General features: G+C 52.9%; 17 protein-coding genes. 10 read left to right on the forward strand and 7 right to left on the reverse strand.

The window, feature by feature from the left end; all coding sequences use genetic code 11:
* Positions 1-7 precede the first annotated feature (7 nt).
* The 6 genes from K1I37_RS05135 to K1I37_RS05160 all read left to right on the forward strand — a co-directional run bounded on the left by K1I37_RS05135 (position 8) and on the right by K1I37_RS05160 (position 7533).
* Positions 8-775, forward strand: coding sequence for an ABC transporter permease (locus tag K1I37_RS05135; protein WP_040441385.1), 768 nt, complete (start codon positions 8-10; stop codon positions 773-775).
* A complete protein-coding gene (locus tag K1I37_RS05140; protein WP_021296952.1) occupies positions 768-1739 on the forward strand; it encodes an ABC transporter ATP-binding protein in 972 nt (323 codons plus the stop codon). The genes K1I37_RS05135 and K1I37_RS05140 overlap by 8 nt, the downstream gene beginning before the upstream one ends.
* 233 nt (positions 1740-1972) lie before the next feature.
* A complete protein-coding gene (locus K1I37_RS05145; RefSeq protein WP_021296951.1) occupies positions 1973-3403 on the forward strand; it encodes a 4-hydroxyphenylacetate 3-hydroxylase family protein in 1431 nt (476 codons plus the stop codon).
* Positions 3404-3475: 72 nt separating this feature from the next.
* Positions 3476-4873, forward strand: coding sequence for an LLM class flavin-dependent oxidoreductase (locus K1I37_RS05150; protein ID WP_021296950.1), 1398 nt, complete (start codon positions 3476-3478; stop codon positions 4871-4873).
* A gap of 43 nt (positions 4874-4916) precedes the next feature.
* Positions 4917-6293, forward strand: coding sequence for a short-chain fatty acid transporter (locus K1I37_RS05155; RefSeq protein WP_021296949.1), 1377 nt, complete (start codon positions 4917-4919; stop codon positions 6291-6293).
* 55 nt (positions 6294-6348) lie between these two features.
* Entirely contained in the window at positions 6349-7533 is a 1185-nt protein-coding gene (locus tag K1I37_RS05160) for an acyl-CoA dehydrogenase family protein (RefSeq protein ID WP_021296948.1), read from the forward strand.
* Between the two features lie 168 nt (positions 7534-7701).
* Here the strand turns inward: K1I37_RS05160 and K1I37_RS05165 are convergent, their stop codons facing one another.
* The 3 genes from K1I37_RS05165 to ahlS form a co-directional block, all read right to left on the reverse strand.
* Positions 7702-9138: an NAD-dependent succinate-semialdehyde dehydrogenase gene (locus K1I37_RS05165; RefSeq protein ID WP_021296947.1), complete on the reverse strand. Its 1437-nt coding sequence runs from the start codon at positions 9136-9138 to the stop codon at positions 7702-7704.
* Positions 9139-9163: 25 nt separating this feature from the next.
* Positions 9164-10288 (reverse strand): zinc-dependent alcohol dehydrogenase family protein, encoded by a 1125-nt coding sequence (locus K1I37_RS05170; protein ID WP_021296946.1) that lies wholly within the window; start codon positions 10286-10288, stop codon positions 9164-9166.
* 63 nt (positions 10289-10351) lie between these two features.
* Positions 10352-11200 carry an AhlS family quorum-quenching N-acyl homoserine lactonase gene (gene ahlS, locus K1I37_RS05175; protein WP_021296945.1) on the reverse strand — a complete coding sequence of 283 codons (849 nt, stop codon included), beginning with the start codon at positions 11198-11200 and terminating at the stop codon, positions 10352-10354.
* Positions 11201-11433: 233 nt separating this feature from the next.
* Between ahlS and K1I37_RS05180 the strand changes: the two genes are divergently transcribed.
* Positions 11434-12807, forward strand: coding sequence for a sigma-54 interaction domain-containing protein (locus K1I37_RS05180; protein WP_236026636.1), 1374 nt, complete (start codon positions 11434-11436; stop codon positions 12805-12807).
* 284 nt (positions 12808-13091) lie between these two features.
* Here the strand turns inward: K1I37_RS05180 and K1I37_RS05185 are convergent, their stop codons facing one another.
* Genes K1I37_RS05185 through K1I37_RS05200 form a run of 4 tightly spaced genes read right to left on the reverse strand, consistent with a single transcriptional unit; the run spans position 13092 to position 16648 of the window.
* On the reverse strand, positions 13092-13772 hold the full coding sequence (locus K1I37_RS05185) for a LutC/YkgG family protein (protein ID WP_021296943.1): 681 nt from the start codon (positions 13770-13772) through the stop codon (positions 13092-13094).
* Positions 13765-15198 carry a LutB/LldF family L-lactate oxidation iron-sulfur protein gene (locus K1I37_RS05190; RefSeq protein WP_021296942.1) on the reverse strand — a complete coding sequence of 478 codons (1434 nt, stop codon included), beginning with the start codon at positions 15196-15198 and terminating at the stop codon, positions 13765-13767. Before K1I37_RS05190 ends, K1I37_RS05185 begins: the two co-directional genes overlap by 8 nt.
* Positions 15195-15941, reverse strand: coding sequence for a (Fe-S)-binding protein (locus K1I37_RS05195; protein ID WP_021296941.1), 747 nt, complete (start codon positions 15939-15941; stop codon positions 15195-15197). Before K1I37_RS05195 ends, K1I37_RS05190 begins: the two co-directional genes overlap by 4 nt.
* Complete coding sequence (locus K1I37_RS05200) at positions 15938-16648, reverse strand: FadR/GntR family transcriptional regulator (protein ID WP_021296940.1); 711 nt, start codon at positions 16646-16648, stop codon at positions 15938-15940. The genes K1I37_RS05195 and K1I37_RS05200 overlap by 4 nt, the downstream gene beginning before the upstream one ends.
* Positions 16649-16952: 304 nt before the next feature.
* On the opposite strand from K1I37_RS05200, the gene K1I37_RS05205 reads away from it, so the two are divergent.
* The 3 genes from K1I37_RS05205 (at position 16953) to K1I37_RS05215 (ending at position 20358) form a co-directional block, all read left to right on the forward strand.
* Positions 16953-18239: a hypothetical protein gene (locus K1I37_RS05205; RefSeq protein WP_021296939.1), complete on the forward strand. Its 1287-nt coding sequence runs from the start codon at positions 16953-16955 to the stop codon at positions 18237-18239.
* A 130-nt stretch (positions 18240-18369) separates the two neighbouring features.
* Positions 18370-19290, forward strand: coding sequence for an aldo/keto reductase (locus tag K1I37_RS05210; RefSeq protein ID WP_021296938.1), 921 nt, complete (start codon positions 18370-18372; stop codon positions 19288-19290).
* A gap of 48 nt (positions 19291-19338) precedes the next feature.
* Positions 19339-20358 (forward strand): ornithine cyclodeaminase family protein, encoded by a 1020-nt coding sequence (locus tag K1I37_RS05215; RefSeq protein WP_021296937.1) that lies wholly within the window; start codon positions 19339-19341, stop codon positions 20356-20358.
* Positions 20359-20404 lie beyond the last annotated feature (46 nt).

A 20404-nucleotide genomic window follows, 5' to 3' on the forward strand; every position in this document is an offset into this window, starting at 1 on the left:
TCTAGGCATGAGACTTCTTAAGTACGGACTTATTTTCATCGCGTTTTTATGTACGGGCTTCTTACTGCTGCCCGTACTGGCGCTCGTATTCCACGTGTCTTGGCGTACATTGGGGCAGGTGTGGCGGGGGCCGGGGGGTCAACCCTTTGTCACGTCGCTAGAGGCGACAATGATCGCGATGGCAGTGGTTGTCGTCTTTGGCACGCCACTGGGTTGGCTGCTCGCCCGTGGGCGGTCTCGACTGTGGAGAACCATTGAGTATATCATGGTTATCCCACTGTTGATGCCGCCCCTCGTCATTGGGCTTTTGTTAATTTACGCATATGGTCCGTATAGTTTCATCGGACAAGTGCTTTCACACTGGCACATTTCGGCTTCCAATTCCCTGTTGGCTGTCGTCATTGCACAGATTTACGAGGCCATACCGTATTATGTTTTTTCCGCTCAGGGGGCGTTTTCTCAAGTCGATGCGCGGTTTGAATTGACGTCGTACTCGCTTGGGGTACCGCCGCTCCAAACGTTTCGCAGAATCACGCTTCCACTGGCGCTTCCTGGACTGGCTGTTGGGGTTACGATGGCGTTCGCTCGCGCCATTGGCGCATATGGGGCTGTCATGGTGGTGGCCTACAATCCACACACGTTGCCCGTGAGCATTTGGGTGGCGCTCGAGGAACAAGGGTTGCCCACTGCGTTGCAACTCGCGCTGTTGCTGCTCGTCACAGCGCTCCCACTGCCGTTGGCCATGATTCTCTGGAGGCGTATTCGACATGCTTGAATTGAGTCTACAGTTGCCTAGAAAGTCGTTTTCTGTCTCAGTCGATTTGATGATAGAAAAGGGCGTCGTGTTTTGTTTATTCGGCCCTTCGGCTGCCGGAAAATCTAGCATTTTGTCGTTCATTGCTGGATTTGAGACTGGCTACGACAAGGCGTATTTAGCGATTGACGGAAATGTCCTTACGGACACGACGAGCAAGGCAAGCGTGTTCTCCCCTCCGTGGCAGCGAGGCGTCGGCTATATGGAGCAGTCGGCGCGCCTGTTTCCCCATCTGACTGTGGAACAAAATATCCTTTATGGTGTGCGTGGACAGCGTGATGCCCACATCGATGACATCATTGCATTCCTCGAATTGGAGAATTATCTCTCTGCCCGTCCTTCGCAACTTTCGGGTGGTTTGACACAGCGTGTTGCGCTCGCGCGGGCGCTCGCCACGAAGCCGCGTGTGCTGCTCTTGGACGAGCCGTTCTCCGCGTTGGATGCCATCGCACGGCGCGCGCTGCAAAACCTTGTGCTCCATGTGCATCAACAGTTCCCGATGACGATTGTCCTCGTCACACATCAGTTGACGGAAGCACAGCGGATGGCGGATCAGATTGCGTTGATTGATAAAGGTGCGATTTTACAAGTGGGCTCCCCGAACGAATTGATGGAATCGCCGTCGTCCTGGCGCGCCGCGCAGTTGTTGGGATACGTCGCATGCTTGCAGGCGTGTGACGGACAAACGTACGCGCTGCACCCGGACAGGGCTGTTCTTGGCTGCCACACGGACATTGGAATATGCGTGGATGCACGAATTTGTGACATGGTTTGGCACGAGGGGCGTCGTCGGGCACGGATTCAATTTCACGGTGCCAAAGGCGAGGAGATGGACGAAGTCATGGAAGTGAATCTTTCGCCAACGGATGTGGTCGAGGTGGGGGACTGTGTTCCAATCACATTTGTCCGCCCGCCGGTCGTGTAGGATAAATCGCTAGACTTCTTGGTTTGACGTAGGATGATCTGACACCCCGCGAATGCGGGTTTTTTTGTATGTGCCTCTCCTCGATACTTCCCCGTGCACTGATTATCATGTCATATCAAATAACAACTAAAAACCTCGGAATTCTTCGTATTTTATTGAGCGGCAAACGGACCACACATATACTGAACGCATCTACGGCACATGTGAAGGCGTTGGGGGAGATTTGGACCGTTATGAATCGAGGAGACCGATTTTTACACAGTTTGAACGATGGTCGAACGGTTTGGCTGGACGGCAAACTCGTTCCGGATGTTACGAAGCATCCTTCTTTTTCCGGGACACTTGCCACCATCGCCCGGCTGTTCGATAGCCTGGATGAGAAGGGGGTACAAGACCAGATAGGCTTTGTGAGCCCTCGCACCGGCCAGTATGCACACAATGCGTTTTTAGTGCCAAGAACGCCCGAAGATTTGGTGCGCCGTCGGACAGCGTTTCGTTATTGGGCAGAGCAGACACACGGCGTGATGAGTCGATTGTCAGATTATGCGAGGTCGATGGTGACCGGTTGGTATGCAGTGCGGTCAGCCTTTGAATTTGACGATCCGCACTTTGCTGACAAAATCACCCGTTATTATGAGTTTGCGCGGGATCATGACCGCTTTCTCACCACCGCACTGCTAGACCCGCAAATCAATCGTGCGAAGCGCATTGATCTTCAGAATCCCGATGCGGTTCTCCGTGTTATATCGGAAAATTCGGAAGGTGTCGTGATCCGTGGAGCCAAGATGATTGCGACTGCGGCGCCCTACACGCATGATTTCTTGGTTTTTCCCTTTCACCACGTGGACGCAGAACACCCGGAATATGCCCACGCTTTGATTGTGCCAGCAAACCTGCCAGGACTGCATATCATCTGTCGGGAGTCGTTTGCTACACAAGATGATGAACAGCATCCGCTCTCCGCTCAGTATGACGAGATGGATGCGGTGCTCATTTTTGATGATGTCTTGGTGCCGTGGGAACGTGTGTTACTGAAGGGAAATCCAGAAGCGGTTTGGCGGTTGCGCCAGCATACCTCTGCCAATGCTTTGGCTTATCATCAGACGGTCGTCCGGGCCCTTGCCAAGCTTCAGTTCGTCGCCGGGGTCGCCTGTGCGATTGCGGAATCGATTGGAGTGAATGGTTTTTTGCACGTTCAAGAGAAACTCGGAGAACTGTTGACACAGGTGGACGCGCTGGAGGCGTTGGTGGTTGCGTCAGAGGTGAACGGTCGTGTGGACGAATTCGGGAATCAAATTCCAGAAATTCGCTTTTTGGACACCGCACGTAATTTAAATAGTCGATATTACCCGCGGGCAATTGAAATTCTCCAGCAAGTCGGAGCGGGCGGCTTTATGCAGGTTCCCTCCGGCCAGGCGCCCTATGCAGATGCCGTGTCGCGGCTTATTGAGAAGTACTTTGCTGGCGCGAATGTTTCTGCGGACGTGAAAATCAGATTGTTCCAGTTGGGCTGGGACCTGATTGGTAGCCAATTGGGTGCGCGACATCAGTTATACGAGCGGTATTACGCGGGCGATCCGGTGCGAATGTACGCAAATCAGTACGCGCAGGCGGATAAGGAACGCCTGACGAAGCCGGTGTGGGAGATCATCCGTCAGGGTTGAAATGCGCGTGTCATTCTGCGCTGCTGTCGGACAAAGGTTGACTTTTGGAGATGACAAGGAGCGAACGTGGACATGAAGCATGGACGGATTTACCTCAACGCATTTGTGATGAACTGTGTAGGTCATCAGTCGCCAGGTCTCTGGACGCACCCCGAAGATGAAAGCCATCGCTACACGGATATCGAGTACTGGGCAGACTTAGCTCGCACGTTGGAGCGCGGACGGTTTGACGCCGTGTTTTTAGCGGACGTGTTGGGCGTCTATGACGTGTTCGAAGGGTCGCGTGATGCAGCCGTTCGAAATGCGGCGCAGATTCCAGTGAATGACCCCATGCTCGTGGTCCCTGTCATGGCTCAAGTGACGAAACATTTAGGGTTTGGCGTCACCGCGTCGGTGAGTTATGAACCGCCGTATGTATTCGCGCGCCGCATGTCGACATTAGATCACCTGACAAAAGGGAGAGTAGGATGGAATATTGTCACGTCTTACTTGGATAGTGCAGCGCGAAACATGGGGCTCGTCAAGCAGGTGAGCCACGACGAACGCTACGACATCGCCGAAGAGTATTTGGAGGTCTGCTACAAGCTGTGGGAGGCGAGTTGGGAGGACGATGCAGTCGTCCTCGATAGGCAGCAAAAGATCTATGCAAACCCAAGTAAGGTGCACGATATCGGGCATCGCGGCAGGTATTTCAGCGTACCGGGAATCCATCTGTGCGAACCTTCTCCGCAGCGGACGCCCGTGTTGTATCAGGCTGGCTCGTCGACCCGTGGACGCGCATTCGCAGCAAGACACGCTGAATGCGTGTTTATCATAGCGCCCACCGTCGCGATTGCGAAAACCTATGTTCGGGCATTGCGTGAAGAAGCCGCGAAGATTGGTCGAGATCCAAATGAAATCCGCGTCTTCTCTATGTTTACGCCGATAGTTGGTCGAACACAGGCGGAGGCGGAGGAAAAGTATCTCGATTATGTCAGGCACGCCAGTACGAGCGGCGCATTGGCTTTGTATGGCGGTTGGAGCGGCATTGATTTGTCTCAATACGAACTCGACGAGCCATTGAAGTATGTGCAGAATGAGGCCATTCACTCGGCTATCGAGGCCTTTACAACGATGGATCCCGATAAGCAGTGGACGGTTGACGAAATTGCCAAATTTATCGGAATTGGCGGTAGAGGACCCGTATTCGTAGGCACGCCAGACAAGGTTGCGGATACGATGGAAGCTTGGGTAGCAGAGGCGGATGTGGATGGCTTTAACATTGCATATGCGGTGACCCCAGGCACCTATGTGGATTTTGTCGATCTCGTCGTGCCGACGTTGCAGCGTAGGGGATTGGTGCAAAGCGACTACGTCGCAGACACGCTGCGTGGCAATTTGTATGATGGCCGGCGTTATCTGCCAGACACTCATCCCGCTCGGCAATATCGCGGGCAGATACAAGCGGGGGCGTCACACCTTGGCGCTTGACGTTGGAATCATCCGAGAGGATTGATACGGGAGGGGAGTGTTTGTGGACAAGGAGCCCGTTTTATTGCATGCCGATGCGCCAGTCTCCGTCAGAGCAAATGGATTGCAGAGAATCACCGAATTCTTTGCGGCGTTGATGGGGAGATATTTGCCGGATCCATTTGTACTCGTGATACTGCTGACGTTCCTGATGTTGATACTTGGTGTGACGGTGGTCCACCAGAGTCTGCCGAGCATGATTGATGACTGGTCGACAGGTTTCTGGGATTTCTTAGAATTCTCCATGCAGGTGGCCCTCGTGGTTGTGACTGGCTACGCATTAGCTGTTTCCAGACCCATTGCCAAGTCTTTAGACTGGGTAGCCACGAAGGTTCACGGTCCTCGTGGAGCCATTGTTTGCACGACTCTTGTCGCTGGTATCGCTTCGTATATCAGTTGGGGATTTGGCTTGATAGCAGGTACTTTGATGGCGCAGCAATTGGCGAAACGTATTCGCGGAATACACTATCCACTGTTAATTGCTAGTGCCTATTCCGGTTGGGTAATTTACGGACTCGGTATTTCAGCGACGATTCCCATTACGATTGCTACCGCGGGAAATCCGTTTGCAACATCGATTGGCGGTTTGATTTCGCTCAACCATACAATTTTCTTGCCGGCGGTGCTGGTAGATGTCGTGATTTTGCTGGTGACCTTGCCCATCCTCAATATGTGGATTCACCCGAATCCTGCCCATGTGATTGATGTGAATCCAGCGACATGGGATGCGCGTGTTTCGGAACCAACCACGGAACATCCGAGGACACCTGCACAAAAGCTAGAGAGAATGTGGATTTTGAATGTGCTGATAGCGATGATGGGCGGCAGCTATCTCGCCTATCACTTTTATTCTGGCGGTTCGCTCGACATCAACACGTTGAACGCCATCTTCTTGTTTTTGGGACTGTTGTTTCACGGTACGCCGACCGCGTATGTTCGCGCAGTAGCGAACGGTGTGCAAAGTATTGGCGGCATTGTGCTGCAGTTTCCGTTTTACGCCGGGATCATGGGGATGATGAAGAGTTCCGGGCTTGCCGTTGCGGTTTCGAAATGGATGGTTGGTATCTCTACTGTACACACCCTTCCCTTCTATGGGTTCTTAAGCTCATTTTTGATTAACTTTTTTGCTCCGTCCTCCGGGGGGCATTGGGCAATTCAGGGGCCCTTCATGATTCAGGCGGCGAAGCAAGTAGGCGCGAACTTGGCGAAAACGAGCATGGCGGTACAGATGGGCTGTTCGTGGAACGACCTTGTACAGCCGTTTTGGTTGGTACCAATCCTAACGCTGGCTCGCCTCAATGTCCGCCAGATTATGGGCTATACCATTGTACCTTTTTTGTGGGTAGGGGTCGTTTATGCAGTGACGATTTTGCTTTGGTAGATCTCGTCCATGAACCAAAACGAGGACAACAGGATGAATCTTAGGAGGAGATTTCGTGGGTACATCATCGGTCAGTCAGGAAGCGAGCTATCTTCAGACAGCGATTGCGCTCGCAGAACGGTTTCAGACGGATGCGGCAGAGCGCGACAAAAAAGGAGGAACGCCGAAGCAACAGCGCGATTGGATTCGCGAAAGTGGATTATTAAAACTGCTGATTCCTACCGAATATGGCGGGGACGGGATGCCGTGGTCAGCGGTACTGCGCGTGATTCGGGAATTTGCCCGCACGGATGCTGCCTTGGGGCATCTATATGGGTATCACTTTTTGAGCCTGTCGGCGGTACATCTAGCTGGAACGCCGGATCAAAAACGGCATTACTACGAAGAAACAGCCAAGCATAATTACTTCTGGGGAAACTCTGTCAATCCGCTCGACGACCGCACGCTTGGTGAACGAACGGACGATGGCGTCATTGTGAATGGACAGAAGTCGTTTAGTTCTGGGTCGCCAGATTCAGATATCCTTCTGCTGTCGTGGAAGGACAAGGAGACTGGGGAGCTTTATAAAGGGATGGTTCCTACCAATCGTCCAGGCGTCCAGGTGCATGATGATTGGGACTGCATCGGACAACGGCAGACCGGAAGTGGCACGGTGTCCTACCACGACGTAAGACTATACGATTCGGAAATCCTCGTTCGCCCTTATGAGGTGGACAATGTGTTTTCGACGCTGACTCCGATTTTGTCCCAGAGCATTCTCGCTAGTGTGTTTGCGGGCAGTGCCAGGGGCGCCCTGGAGGCGGCAAAGGAATATACGTCGACGTATTCGAGGGCCTGGTATCGATCCGGCGTCTCGCACGCCACCGAAGAACCGTCCACATTGAGTCGATATGGCGAAATGTGGGCAGCGTATCAGTCGGCACTGAGCTTTGTCGAGAAGGCGGCCGCACACTTGGATGCAACTTGGGAAAAAGGTAGCGCATTGACAGCGGAAGAGCGCGGCGAATGCGCGGTTCTCGTCGCTGCCGCGAATGTGCACGCGGGGAACGTGGCGTTGGATATCACGTCGCGCATCTTTGAAGTGATGGGGGCGCGGTCGACAAGTGCCCGCTTCGGATTCGACCGATTTTGGCGGAACGTGCGTACGCACACGCTCCACAACCCCGCGGAATTTAAGCTGCGCAATGTGGGCAATTGGTTTCTCACGGGACAAACGCCGGAACCCGGCTTTTATTCCTGAGGTATTGCGCAATCCGCGCGCACAGGGCCGTGGCGGCCTGGGGGAGGCCCCAGGCCATCGCGTGTGTGCGCACAGGAAATAAGATATGAACACTGCACGAATCGTGGGCTTTTGGCCTTTGACGGGCACTGTATAGATGTATACATGCACTTGTGTAAGAAGGATTTTCTACAGGCCTATCGACACGTATTTGATGTCCAGGTATTCCTCAATACCGTACTTACTGCCCTCGCGTCCTAATCCAGACTCTTTTACACCACCGAACGGAGCCTGTGCTGTGGATGGAAGGCCATCGTTGGCACCAATAATTCCATATTCGAGCTGTTCGGCGAGTCGAAGCACTCTTCCGACGTCACGTGTGAAGAAGTAGGCGGCCAACCCGTACCGACTGTTATTGGCCCGAGCAATCACTTCTTCTTCTGATTCGAATTCTGCAATTGCTGCAACGGGACCAAAGGTCTCTTCTTGCATTACAAGCATCTCTTCGTTTACATCGGTTATGACCGTTGGTGGATAGAAATAACCTTTAGAGTTGGTTGATGGACTCCCACCAAGTAGCACAGAGGCACCATGTTTTTGTGCATCTTTGACGTGTCGCTCCACTTTTTCCACCGCCGCGGGCTCAATCAATGGGCCTACTGTGATGCCTTCTTCAATCCCATTACCCATTTTCATCTGACTAATCCGATTAACCAATTTGTCCACGAACGGTTTTGCAATTTCGCGTTGAACGTAGATACGATTTGCTGACACGCATGTTTCACCCATGCCACGCATCTTGCACAGGACCGCATTTTGAACGGCCACATCGAGATCGGCATCATTAAACACAATCAACGGTGCATGCCCGCCTAATTCAAACGATACACGTTTCATGGTATCCGCTGCTTGCCGCATTAAGATTTTCCCGACCTCAGTAGAACCTGTGAATGAAATTTTGCGAACGCGGAAATCATCCATTAATGCTGCACCTAACGCAGGTGCATCAGTCCCGACTACGACGGACAATACGCCTTTGGGAAGGCCTGCCTTCTCAAAAATTCTTGCGATTTCCAAGGCAGACAGCGGTGTCAATTCTGAGGGTTTAATAATCATTGTGCATCCAGCGGCTAAAGCTGGACCCAGTTTCCGTGTAATCATCGCAGCCGGGAAATTCCAAGGGGTAATGGCTGCCGTAATTCCCACAGGACGTTTCAAAACCATAATGCGTTTGGTCGCAGAGCTGGATGGAATCACATCACCATAGACACGTTTTCCTTCCTCGGCAAACCATTCCAGGAAAGAGGCTGCGTATGCAATTTCCCCCCTTGATTCGGCCAAGGGTTTCCCTTCCTCAATCGTCATGATGCGTGCAAGTTCTTCGACCTGCGTATGCATCATTGATGCAGCCTTCTGTAGAATTCGCGCACGGTCGGAAGCAAGCGTGTTCGCCCATTCCTGTTGTACGCTATCCGCTATGTTGATGGCAGAAAGCATGTCATCTGCCACAGCGTTCGGAACTTGTGCGATAATTTCTTCCGTGGCCGGATTCACAACGTCAAACCACCGGTTCGAAACGGAATCCCTCCACTCTCCGCCAATAAACAACTGATATTTTTTATCCAATCCGTCAACACCTCGCGATCATCATTTATAGGGTCACAACGATTCTCGAAGCTTCACCGCGTGCCAAACGATCGAACCCTTCATTGATTTGTTCTAAGCTAATCTTGTCAGTTAACAGACGTTCAACGGGTAAGCGACCCTGTTTATACAGTTCGATAAAGCGAGGAATGTCTCTGGCTGGAACACAACTGCCAACATACGAGCCTTTGATGGTTCGTTCTTCTGCCGTCAATGAAACTTGGGGAAAAGAAAATTGATGGGTCGGGTGTGGAAGTCCTGTCGTGACAGTTGTCCCGCCTCGTCGCGTAATACCATACGCCACTTCCATCGCGGGTACTGCACCTGCCGTTTCAAACGCATAATCTACGCCACCATGAGTGGCCGAGCGAACGAGTGAAATCACATCTGAGTTTCTGGAGTCAAACGTATCTGTCGCACCTAATTCTTTAGCGAATTCTAATTTTCCAGGATTAATGTCTACAGCTATAACTCGGCTGGCGCCAGCCCCAATTGCACCTAACAGTGCACTGAGACCTACGCCCCCCAAACCGACAACTGCCACGGTGCTTCCGTACTGTATGCGTGCCGTATTGACGACGGCTCCAACCCCCGTCATCACTGCGCACCCAAAAATCGCAACCTTATCGAATGGAATCTCGGGATCGACCTTAACTAGAGAATTTCTCGCAACGACGGCGTACTCCGCAAACCCTGAAACACCCAGGTGGTGGTGGATAACTGCATCATTCAGGTGCAATCGCCTTTCACCACTGAGCAATGTACCTTCGTTGTTCACCGCCGCTCCGGGTTCACATAAGGCTGGACGTCCTTCTTGACACGGAAGACAATGGCCGCAACTCGGAACAAAGGAGCACACAACATGATCTCCCGGCTTGAGATCGGTTACACCTTCACCCACTTCCACGACCTCGCCCGCAGCTTCATGACCAAGTGCCATTGGCATTGGGCGGGGGCGGCTGCCATTTATGACCGAGAGGTCCGAGTGGCAGAGTCCCGCAGCCTTAATCTTTAACAATACCTCGCCATACTGTGGTGGATCTAATTCTACTGTTTCTATTTTTAAAGGTTTGCTTTCTGCGTAAGGTTTCGGCAGTTCCATGTCATGTAATACGGCAGCTCGAATTTTCATTTTCCCATCTCCCGTTGTTCTTCATAAATTTAAGTAATTTTCTCTTGCGACTGGCGGGGCGTCTTATTCGTAGTACCCCTCGGTTGACTTCCGGAACCTTTTAAACTGTTCCGAATCGTGTCCGAACCACACTTCGGAATTCGTCTCTTTTGCAATTCGTTTGATCTTTTCTACTGAACGCACAAAGCCTAATGAATCATAAATGATGCCAGGTGGTTTAATGGGGGGACCATAACTTTCCGCACTATACACTGCATCAGAGGCTAAAATGATACCACCTTTTTCGGGAAGCTGAACATGAAGTCCCAGCATGCCCCATGCATGACCGCTGCCGAAGTTTAAAATTTTGATTCCTTCTGCAAGAACAATGTTATCTTCATCTCTCTTGATGGTTCGCCAATTCAAGTTGTTTTTGATCCAAGCATCAATATCGCCCCAAATATAGGCGCCTTCCGTTTGATTTCGGGCATAGGTTTGCAAGGCCCCACTAAATTCATCCTCGTGAACAATAATGGTGGCATTCGTGAACATCTCAAGACAACCAGCGTGATCGAGATGGAGGTGAGATGCAATGACAAACTTGATATCCTCTGGGCGGACTTTTAGTTGCTCGAGTCGATTGTGTAAATAACATTCTTCGCTTGCCGTCCAAGGGAACATGGACTGAGTCGCTTCACCCCATCGGCCCTGAGCCCCCATGGAATCCGGATTGCAGGATGTATCAAATAGAATTTTCCCCTCTGGGTGGTCAATCAGTACAGTGTAAATAGGGAACTCGATAAACTCGGTTGGCGCATTGGGATTTGCAATCGTTGCAGGGTTGTGCATTGCAATCATCCAGTTTTTATCCATTCGCATACGACCGTTGTCCATTACGTATAACTTTGGTTGCGCTTTCGCAATATTCGTCATGTCACATCTCCCCTTTGGTACTTGTTGTGTTGCTGCCAATAGTACTAGCAAGAACCGTGCCAACATCGAATGCGCCGCTATATCGCGAAGGACGTCCGTTGTATATAGACCGATTGGTGAATTGATTCACCACTATTTTCGGTTCTCAGTGATTTTCAACGGTTTTAAGTGGTGATATAGTTCACCTAATGGTGAAATATATCACCACTCGGTGGGGGGTAGCTGTGGAACAGATGGACGAGGTATTGCAGGAACGATTGTCTGAAATTATTGAATGGCTTCCCGATGGAGTCTATGTGGCAGATGGTCAAGGTTTCACTTTGTTGGTCAATTCAGCTTATGAGGCACTTTCAGGAACCCATCGGCAAAACCTGATTGGCAAGCATATGGCTGAATTGATTGAGACCGGTTACATTAATCAGTCTGTTACATTGTTGATTCTGGAGTCTCGGCAGCCAATGTCACTAATCCAAACCCTCAAGAGCGGTAAAGAAGTCATTGTCACGGGAAATCCCGTGTTTGATAAAAGCGGAAACATTCGCTTTATCGTGACGAGTGTTCGGGATATTACGAGTTTGAACCATGTGACAGCGGAATTGGAAAAAGTAAGGGGGCTATCAGCACTCAACAAGCACCAATACCACTTCAATGTCAACGGAAACGGAACAAGCGTGATCATGGAGAGCCGTCATATGAAGGCCATCGTTGAAAAGGTGAAACAGATTGCCCTTTATCCGACGAGTGTCCTGTTATCTGGACCATCCGGAGTTGGAAAAGAAGTGATTGCAAACCTGATTCACGAACTGAGTGCCCGCAGCCAGAAACCATTTGTCAAGGTGAACTGTGCGGCCATCCCTGAAGCACTTCTGGAGTCTGAGTTGTTTGGTTATGAGCCCGGATCTTTTACCGGGGCACGTCGTGAAGGGAAAGTCGGTTTATTTGAATTGGCAGATGGGGGAACCATCCTGCTGGATGAAATTGGGGAGATGCCGTTATCTATACAGGTGAAGTTACTCCGTGTGTTACAGGACTTGGAGATCTTTCGCGTCGGGGGGGTGAAATCCAGAAAGGTAGATATTCGGGTAATATCTGCCACGAACCAAGATCTCCGCGCACTCGTCGAACAGAGGAAATTCCGTGAAGACTTATACTACCGTTTGCAGGTCGTGGAGTTTCACATTCCGCCCCTTAGCGAGCGACCTGAGGATGTAGACGCCCTTATTGACTACTACTTTCATTTCTATTGTACTCGCTATCGCATAGAAAAACGGTTACGTGAAGATACGCGCACCGTCCTTTGCCAATACAATTGGCCTGGAAACGTTCGCGAGTTGAAAAATCTCATGGAAAATCTCATTGTGTCCGTACCCTCGCTGGTAATTGATCCGGATCATCTTCCGTTTCATGTTCAGAGCAAGCCTAGTCAACACCGTGTGCTGACAATAAAACAACAACTCGAGAAATACGAACGTCGGATTGTGGCGGAAACTTTGAATAACTACTCGTCGATTCGGAAGGCCGCAGAGGTTCTTGGACTAGACCACTCTACGCTTGTGAAGAAGCTGAAAAGATGGGATATTTCTACAGAATCCAGATTCCGGCGTTAGTAGCCACGCTTGACATTGCAGACGAGTTTCAGGCAACGCTCGTGATTTCAGATCCATTTCGTCGCCGATCCGACCGAAAAGTCGAAAATAGCGCAGATATCGTGTCTTAATGCCCGCGCCCGCACGCTCCCCGACGCCTCGCACAGCCGATCCGGCGGCCGCGCCCGCACGCTCCCCGGCGCCTCGCACAGCCGATCCGGCGGCCGGCGCCCGCACGCTCCCCGGCGCCCCGCCACAGCCGATCCGGCGGCCGCGCCCGCCCACGCTCCCCGGGCGCCCCCACGCTACTCCAGCAGCAGCACAATCACGCGCGCGGGTCCGTGGACGCCGATGCTCTGGTCATTTTCAATATCCGAAGACCGGCTGGGGCCACTCACGAAGTGCACTGACGCGGGCAACTCGTCACTGCCTTCACTAGCGCGTAAGCCGGATTTGACTTCGTCGAAGACTTCGCCGAGGCGCAGGCGAATTTGGTGCGCGCGCATGAGGACAATGTGGACGAGTGGCATGACGTGGACACTTCGCCCTTGTTCCGGTCCACTCGTCATGACGATGCTGCCGGTATCGGCGATAGCATAGGCGCAACCGGTCACACTCGCTTGGACGTTCGCGAACGCGTGCGGCGTCATGCCGGGCGTCCAGCGCAGGGCGTGGTATGACGTCAAAATATCCTCGACGTTGACGGGCCACGCCGCGTGAGGTCCCCAAGCGCCAATCTGCTGCGGTGCCAAGTCGTCGAGTAATTCGGCGAGGCGAGCGGATAGTGCGGCTTCTGTGCTGAACTGTTCAAATTCCCCGCCGAGGGCTTCGAACTGTTCGCGGAACAGCGCAACGCGTTCGCCTTCAGATTTCTGTCGATGGATCCAAAACTCAGGCGCCCCGACGATTTGACGCGGACTGGGCGAATCTGTCGTGGTGCGTCCGAGGCGGCTGGCAATGTTGGAGAGAAACGTCGTCTTATTCATCGGAATCGCCTCCGTTTTGAAGATTCGGCCAGAGGTCGCGAAATGATCGCTTGGCGAGTGCAGGAAAATCCCGGGTTGCCGTCCAACCGCCCAAAGGGCCGATGCGCGCACGAATCTTGCCGTTGCGCACCAGTGGGCCCTGGAAACTGCGCGCCATTCGAACGGCAAGCCGATAGCATCCAGGTTTGGCGAACATTTGTCGATATCCCTTCATAGCCAGTTGTTCCAAGGGCTTGCCGTGACCGTTTTGCACTTGCCGCTGGCGCTCGTGGACGAGCATGTCGTGCAGCGGTATGCGGACAGGGCAGGCTTCGTAGCAGGCTCCGCAGAGACTGGACGCGTAGGGGAGGTCGCTATACTGTTCGCCACCGTTGAGCAGTGGCGAGAGGACGGCGCCAATGGGACCCGGGTAGACCGCGCCATACGCGTGACCGCCGATTTGCCGATAAACCGGGCAGACGTTTAGACAAGCTCCGCAGCGAATGCAGTGGAGTACGGCTTGGAACTGGGCGTCTCCGAGTTGGCGGGATCGGCCGTTGTCGAGAATGATGACGTGGAGGTCTGTGGGGCCGTCGTGATCGAGCGAGCGCTTTGGGCCGGTAATCATGGACATGTAGGTGATGACGTTTTGACCAGTCGCGCTTTTGGGCAGGAGATGTGCCATGACCTCGAGGTCTGAAAGTGTCGGAAGGATGCGTTCCATGCCCATGACGACGATGTGCGTCTTTGGGATGTTCATCACCATGTCGGCGTTTCCTTCGTTGGTGAACAACACCATCGATCCCGTCTCAGCGATGCCAAAATTGCAACCGGTGATACCGATGTCGGCTGAGAGAAACGCCTCTCGCAGTCTGCGGCGGGCAAATGCGGTGAGATCTCTGGTCTCTGTCGACAGGTTGTTTGCGCTGTCTGCCTCGAACAAGTCGCGGATTTGTTCGCGATTTTTGTGGATGGCCGGGATGATGATGTGGGATGGGGCCTCATGCGCTAATTGAATGATGTATTCGCCGAGGTCTGTCTCGATGACGCGCACACCGTCTTCTTCGAGGTGCTGGTTGATGTGGATCTCCTCCGACACCATCGATTTCGACTTGACGATTTGCTTGGCGCCCTTCTCGCGGACCACTTGCCTGACAGCGGTTACAGCTTCGGCGGCATCATGCGCGAAGTGAACGTGGGCGCCCTGTTTTTCTAGGTTGTCGGCAAATTGACCGAGGTAAAAATCGAGATTGGCGATGGTGTGCGCGCGGATGGCCTCGCCGCGCTCGCGCCATGCCTCCCAGTTGCCGAATGACGCAGTGACTGTTTGCTTTTTGTTGCGCAGCCTGTCGGTGGTAAAGCGCACAGCCTTGCGCAAAAATTCGTCCTGCATCGCCACTTCGGCGCGCTGAAGGACGGTTGTCGAGCTTTCGCTTGCGTTTGTCATACAAGGACCTCCTTGCTGTTTCGCATGCCTTCGTACAACAGTTCCGCCAAGTGCATCACGCGCGTCGACTGCCCTGTGCGACTCAGGCGTCCGCCGATGTTCATCAGGCAGCCCATGTCGGTGCCGACTAGCACCTCTGCGCCTGTCTCTGTGACGTGCTGGGCCTTTTCGTCCACCATCGCGCCAGAGATATCGCCCATCTTGACCGCAAACGTGCCGCCGAATCCACAACAGTCACGCGCGTAGGGCAATTCGATGAGTTGGATGTCGCGCACGTGCTGCAGTAGCTGTAGGGGTTCGTCTTTGACGCCGAGCAAGCGTGATCCATGACAGGACGGGTGATACGTCACCGCGTGAGGGAAGCGTGCGCCGACGTCGTCGACTTTCAGCACATTGACCATAAATTGCGAGAACTCGTAGGTTTTGTTCGCGACGTCGATGGCCATTTCACGCCACTTTGGGCTATCGGCGAACAACTCGGGGTAGTAGTGCCGAATCATGCCGACGCAAGATCCGGACGGGCTGACGACGACATCGGCCTCGTGCAAGGCCCGGATGAGCGCTGAGGCGACGTCGCGCGATGCGTCACAGTAACCGCTGTTGAAAGATGGTTGGCCGCAGCAGGTCTGCTCCGGGGAGAAGCGAACATCGCAGCCATGTGCCTGCAGAATGCGCGTCATGGCCACGCCGACATTCGGAAAGATATTGTCGACCAGACAGGTGATAAACAGGCTTACTTTCACAGTCCATCCCCTCCTTGCAATTGTTTGCTCACATGGTTCAAATGTTGTTGCATGGCGCTCACGGCACGCGTTTGGTCCTGGTCTTTGATGGCCTCGTAAATTGCGTAGTGCTGTTCGACGAGTCGTTTATCTTCACCAGGAATGCGATAGAGTTGCAAGCGACTGGCCAATAGAGCAGATTGAATTCGTTCGGCAATACTGTCCATCAACGTCTGCATGTAGAGATTTTGCGAGGCCTTCGCGATGGCGTAGTGAAATCGCCAATCCGCCTCTTCACCCAATTCCGCATTGCCTAAATCCCGTTCCATCTGATTGAGTATTTGGCGAATTTCCTCCAGGTGCCGTTCTGTGCGGCGCAGAGCAGCATATTGGCAAGCACCGGTCTCAATCCAAATCCGTAGTTCTAAGAGGGCATGCACGTCGCGTTGTGCACTTGCCTCCAGCTGTTGAATGCTGCCCGCAATTTCACTGGCGTCAAGCGGCGCGACAAAGGTGCCATCGCCTTGTCGCACTTCGACGAGACGGAGCGCACGCAGCGCACTGACCGCCTCGCGTACCGCCGCCTGGCCTACACCGAGTGTTTCTGACAGCGATTTCACGGACGGCAAGCGACTACCGGGTGGAAATGTCCCATCGATGATGGCTTGTTTGATTCGCTCAATCACCAACTCGTAGGTCTTCGCCTGTTGGACAGGGAGGAGCGACATCGCGAAACCTCCTTGATGATGGCTGTGTTGAGGTATTGACCACTTTAACTCTCAAACAGTCAGTCATTTAGTCATCTGATGTCTAAAGGATAACATATCCATTTTTCTGCGCAAGAGGAGAAATCGTACGGGAGCCTGTGCGTTTCACTGGAGATGTGAACAGGAACAAGACAGAATGGTCCGACAAATAGTCCAAAGTGGTCATTACACCGCTGAACGAAGTTGTTATGTTCAGAAGGTGCACGGGTGATGGGAAAATGCAGAAGTTCTGCGCCTAGCTTGGTTTGGGTCAGGGGGGAATCGTTTGCTGGCTACATCGACAAAGAAACATTTATCACCGACGGTCTACTATTTACTAGTGGGACTGTTATTTGCTGTGCTCGCCCTGTTGCCGTTGGGGCACCTGGCGCCACAGTGGATGGCAGGTCGTTCGTTTTCTCCAATGTCGCTTGCCACCGTACACGCATTCGTCCTTGGCACCATGTTGACCACGGCGTACGGCGTGCTATATCAATTTATACCGATTGCGTTCCGAGCTCCCCCGATATCAAGGCATGTGCTCGTATGGCATCTCCCTGCCCACGTTGTCGGCGTCGTGACGATGATTATCGGATTCTCTATCTCAAGTTATCCACTCGTGGGGGTGGGCGCATCCGCTTTGTTTGTGGCGTTTGGGTTGTTCAGTACGTTGTTGGTTCGCAGTTTTGTTCGCGCAGGCAACAAGACCGTCGTATATCAGTGGTTGCCCATTCCGCTTATCGCACTTGTGTTGGTGCTTATCTGCGGATTGTTGCAAGTGTTTGGCGTAGGTGAATCGTCACTTTTCTTCACGCACGTCGCATTGGGTGGTTTTTTGGTTTGGGGCGCCATGGTGATGATTTTGTCGTACAAGCTCTTACCCATGTTTGTGATCAGTCACGGATACGTCGCGTCGTTGCAGAGGACTGTCAGCCTTTACCTCGGTGGATCACTCCTTTTGATGATCGGGATTTGGCTCGCACCAGTGCCCGCTGTAGCAAACGTGTGTCACGTGGCGGGTGCAGTATTTATGATCCTGGGGCTCGGTTCGTTTAGCGTGGATGTCGCATGGATATTTGCGGCACGACGAGGAAAGCGTCTTGTCTGGCCGATGTATGACGCGCTGCCAGCCCTTTTCGGATTTGTGGTCGGACAGGGGTGGATAGTGCTCGGTGTTGGTTTTGGCCACGGTCATTGGATTGACGATGGTGCCTTCGTATACCTGTTTGGTGGTCTCTTGTTGCTCATCTTTTCATTGATCCAAAAAATCGTCCCGTTTCTTTGGTTTGAATACCGCTTTAGCCAGCGGCCGGAGCGGAGAACAGCGCCTTCCATCGACGCGATGGTACCAACGCGACTATCCCAGTTGGCCATCGCACTCTACATCCTCGGTACTGTCGCAAATTTGTGCTTCGGCTTAATTGCCGCCGCACGGGGCGATACAGCTGGGAAGTCTGGTTTGTGCGCGACAGGGGCGTGGATTGCATCCATCGGGATGGCCGTCGGAGCCCTCCTGTTGTTCATCTCGCTACTTCGTGTGTTGCGCATTGGCGGGAGGCGGCCGGAGGATTGAGTGCATATCGCGTGTTTGAAAGAGACAAGTGATGAAGGATTAGGATACTGTCTCTTCGCAGAAGGATGAACAAACGCAATTGTCGAACGATTTAGGGTAGTACAAAGGTAGTAAAAAGGAGAGATTCGATTTGCGTACGATTCAATTAGGGTTGAGCACACTTCAGGTTCCAGTCGTCGCAGTTGGGTGTATGCGGATTAATACGCTTGAGAAGGCCGAGGCCGAGCGTTTTGTGCAGACGGCGCTGGAGGCCGGGGCAAATTTTTTCGATCACGCCGACATCTACGGCAACGGCACCTGCGAAGAGATATTTGCCGATGCTATCCACATGAATGACGATATTCGCGAGAAAATTATCCTCCAGTCCAAATGCGGTATTCGTCCAGGGGTGATGTTCGACTTTTCGAAGGAGCATATCCTGGAAGCGGTCGATGGCAGTCTCCAGCGTTTGAAAACGGATTACCTCGACGTCTTGTTGCTGCATCGGCCGGATGCCCTTGTGGAACCGGAAGAAGTTGCGGAAGCATTCGACATTCTGGAGCGCGCTGGCAAGGTGCGTCACTTCGGCGTGTCCAATCAGAAGCCGATGCAGATTGAGTTGCTCAAAAGGTGGGTCAAGCAGCCGATTGTCGCCAATCAACTGCAATTGAGCATCACCAATGCGACGATGATCTCCAACGGCATCAACGTCAATATGGAGAACGACGCGGCGATTGATAGGGATGGCAGCGTGCTCGATTATTGTCGGTTGCACGATATCACAGTCCAGCCTTGGTCGCCGTTCCAATACGGATTTTTCGAAGGCGTCTTCCTGGATAACGATAAATTTCCAGAGTTGAACCAGAAGATTAACGAAATCGCAGACAAATATGAAGTGACCAATACGACAATTGCCATCGCGTGGCTTCTGCGACATCCGGCACGGATGCAACCGGTCACGGGTACGACAAACGTCAATCGCCTGAAAGATTGCTGCAAGGCAAGTGATGTCTATCTGACTCGCGAAGAGTGGTACGAAATTTACCGCGCGGCAGGTAATGTGCTGCCGTAATTTAGCCACCCATCGTGCATGGTGCGTTCAAACTGGGAGGTAGCCGAGATGGCGACAAGGTGGATAGGTTCTGAGGAAGTTAGCCTGTACTTGGATGAGAAAATGCTCATTTTTGCAATGCAATCCGCCTTCCTCACAACCTCGGCCCCGAAGTTCGAGGATATCGAAACAGCTGCAGAGATGGATAGGGCACCCCGGCGTGTGCATGTGGAACTCTCGAACGTACCAGGGGCGCCGACCAATGCGTCGGCGATGGTGTTATTGCCGGGGACTGTCGCCGATATTCCTGCGTATACGGTGAAGGTACACGCGAAATATCCTGACAATGGGCGCTACGGGAGACCTGCGATTCAGGGGGCTATTTTGCTGTTTGAGGCTGAGTCAGGTCGGTTGTTGGCTGTGCTGGATTCTCCATTGTTGACAGCGCATCGCACAGCTGCTGCAGGTGCCGTGGCTGCGCAACGTTTGGCCCGCCCCGATGCCCACAAAGTCGCTGTTATCGGTGCCGGTGTGCAGGGGGAAATGCAGTTTCGTTACCTTCGGCACGTGCGCGATATTCATGAGGTGCGGGTTTATGACGTACAGCGGGAAGTGGCTGGCGCGTATCGGCATCGGAGATTGAATGAGGGTGTTTCCTGTTTTGTGGCCGAATCGGTAGCTGAAGCTGTTCGCGACGCGGATATTGTCGTCACCGCCACGTGGGCGCAAGCGCCGATATTGTTTCCGGACATGGTGCAACCGGGTGTTCATATCTCTACATTTGGGCCCGATGCGCCGGGAAAGGTGGAAGTTTCTGAGGACCTGGTTACGAGTGCGCGGTTGGTCTGTGACGATGTGAGGCTGGCGCGGCAGGTTGGAGCGTTGAACACGTTTGAGGTCGGTGGCAGCGCGTGGAATATGTCGTGCATGACATTGGCAGATGTGCTCTGCGGGCGCGCGCAAGGGCGCTTGAATCCATCGGATATCACGGTGTTTGCCGCTGTGGGGTTGCCGTTTCAGGATTTGGTCGCCGCTTGGCAGGTGTATCAGGCTGTATTGAACTGTGCAGATGGCGTGGAACTTGCATGATATGGGGGCCATTTTTGCGGATCTAATCTTGGATTTTGCGGATGAG

It is taken from the genome of Alicyclobacillus acidoterrestris (assembly GCF_022674245.1).
Lineage (GTDB): Bacteria > Bacillota > Bacilli > Alicyclobacillales > Alicyclobacillaceae > Alicyclobacillus > Alicyclobacillus acidoterrestris.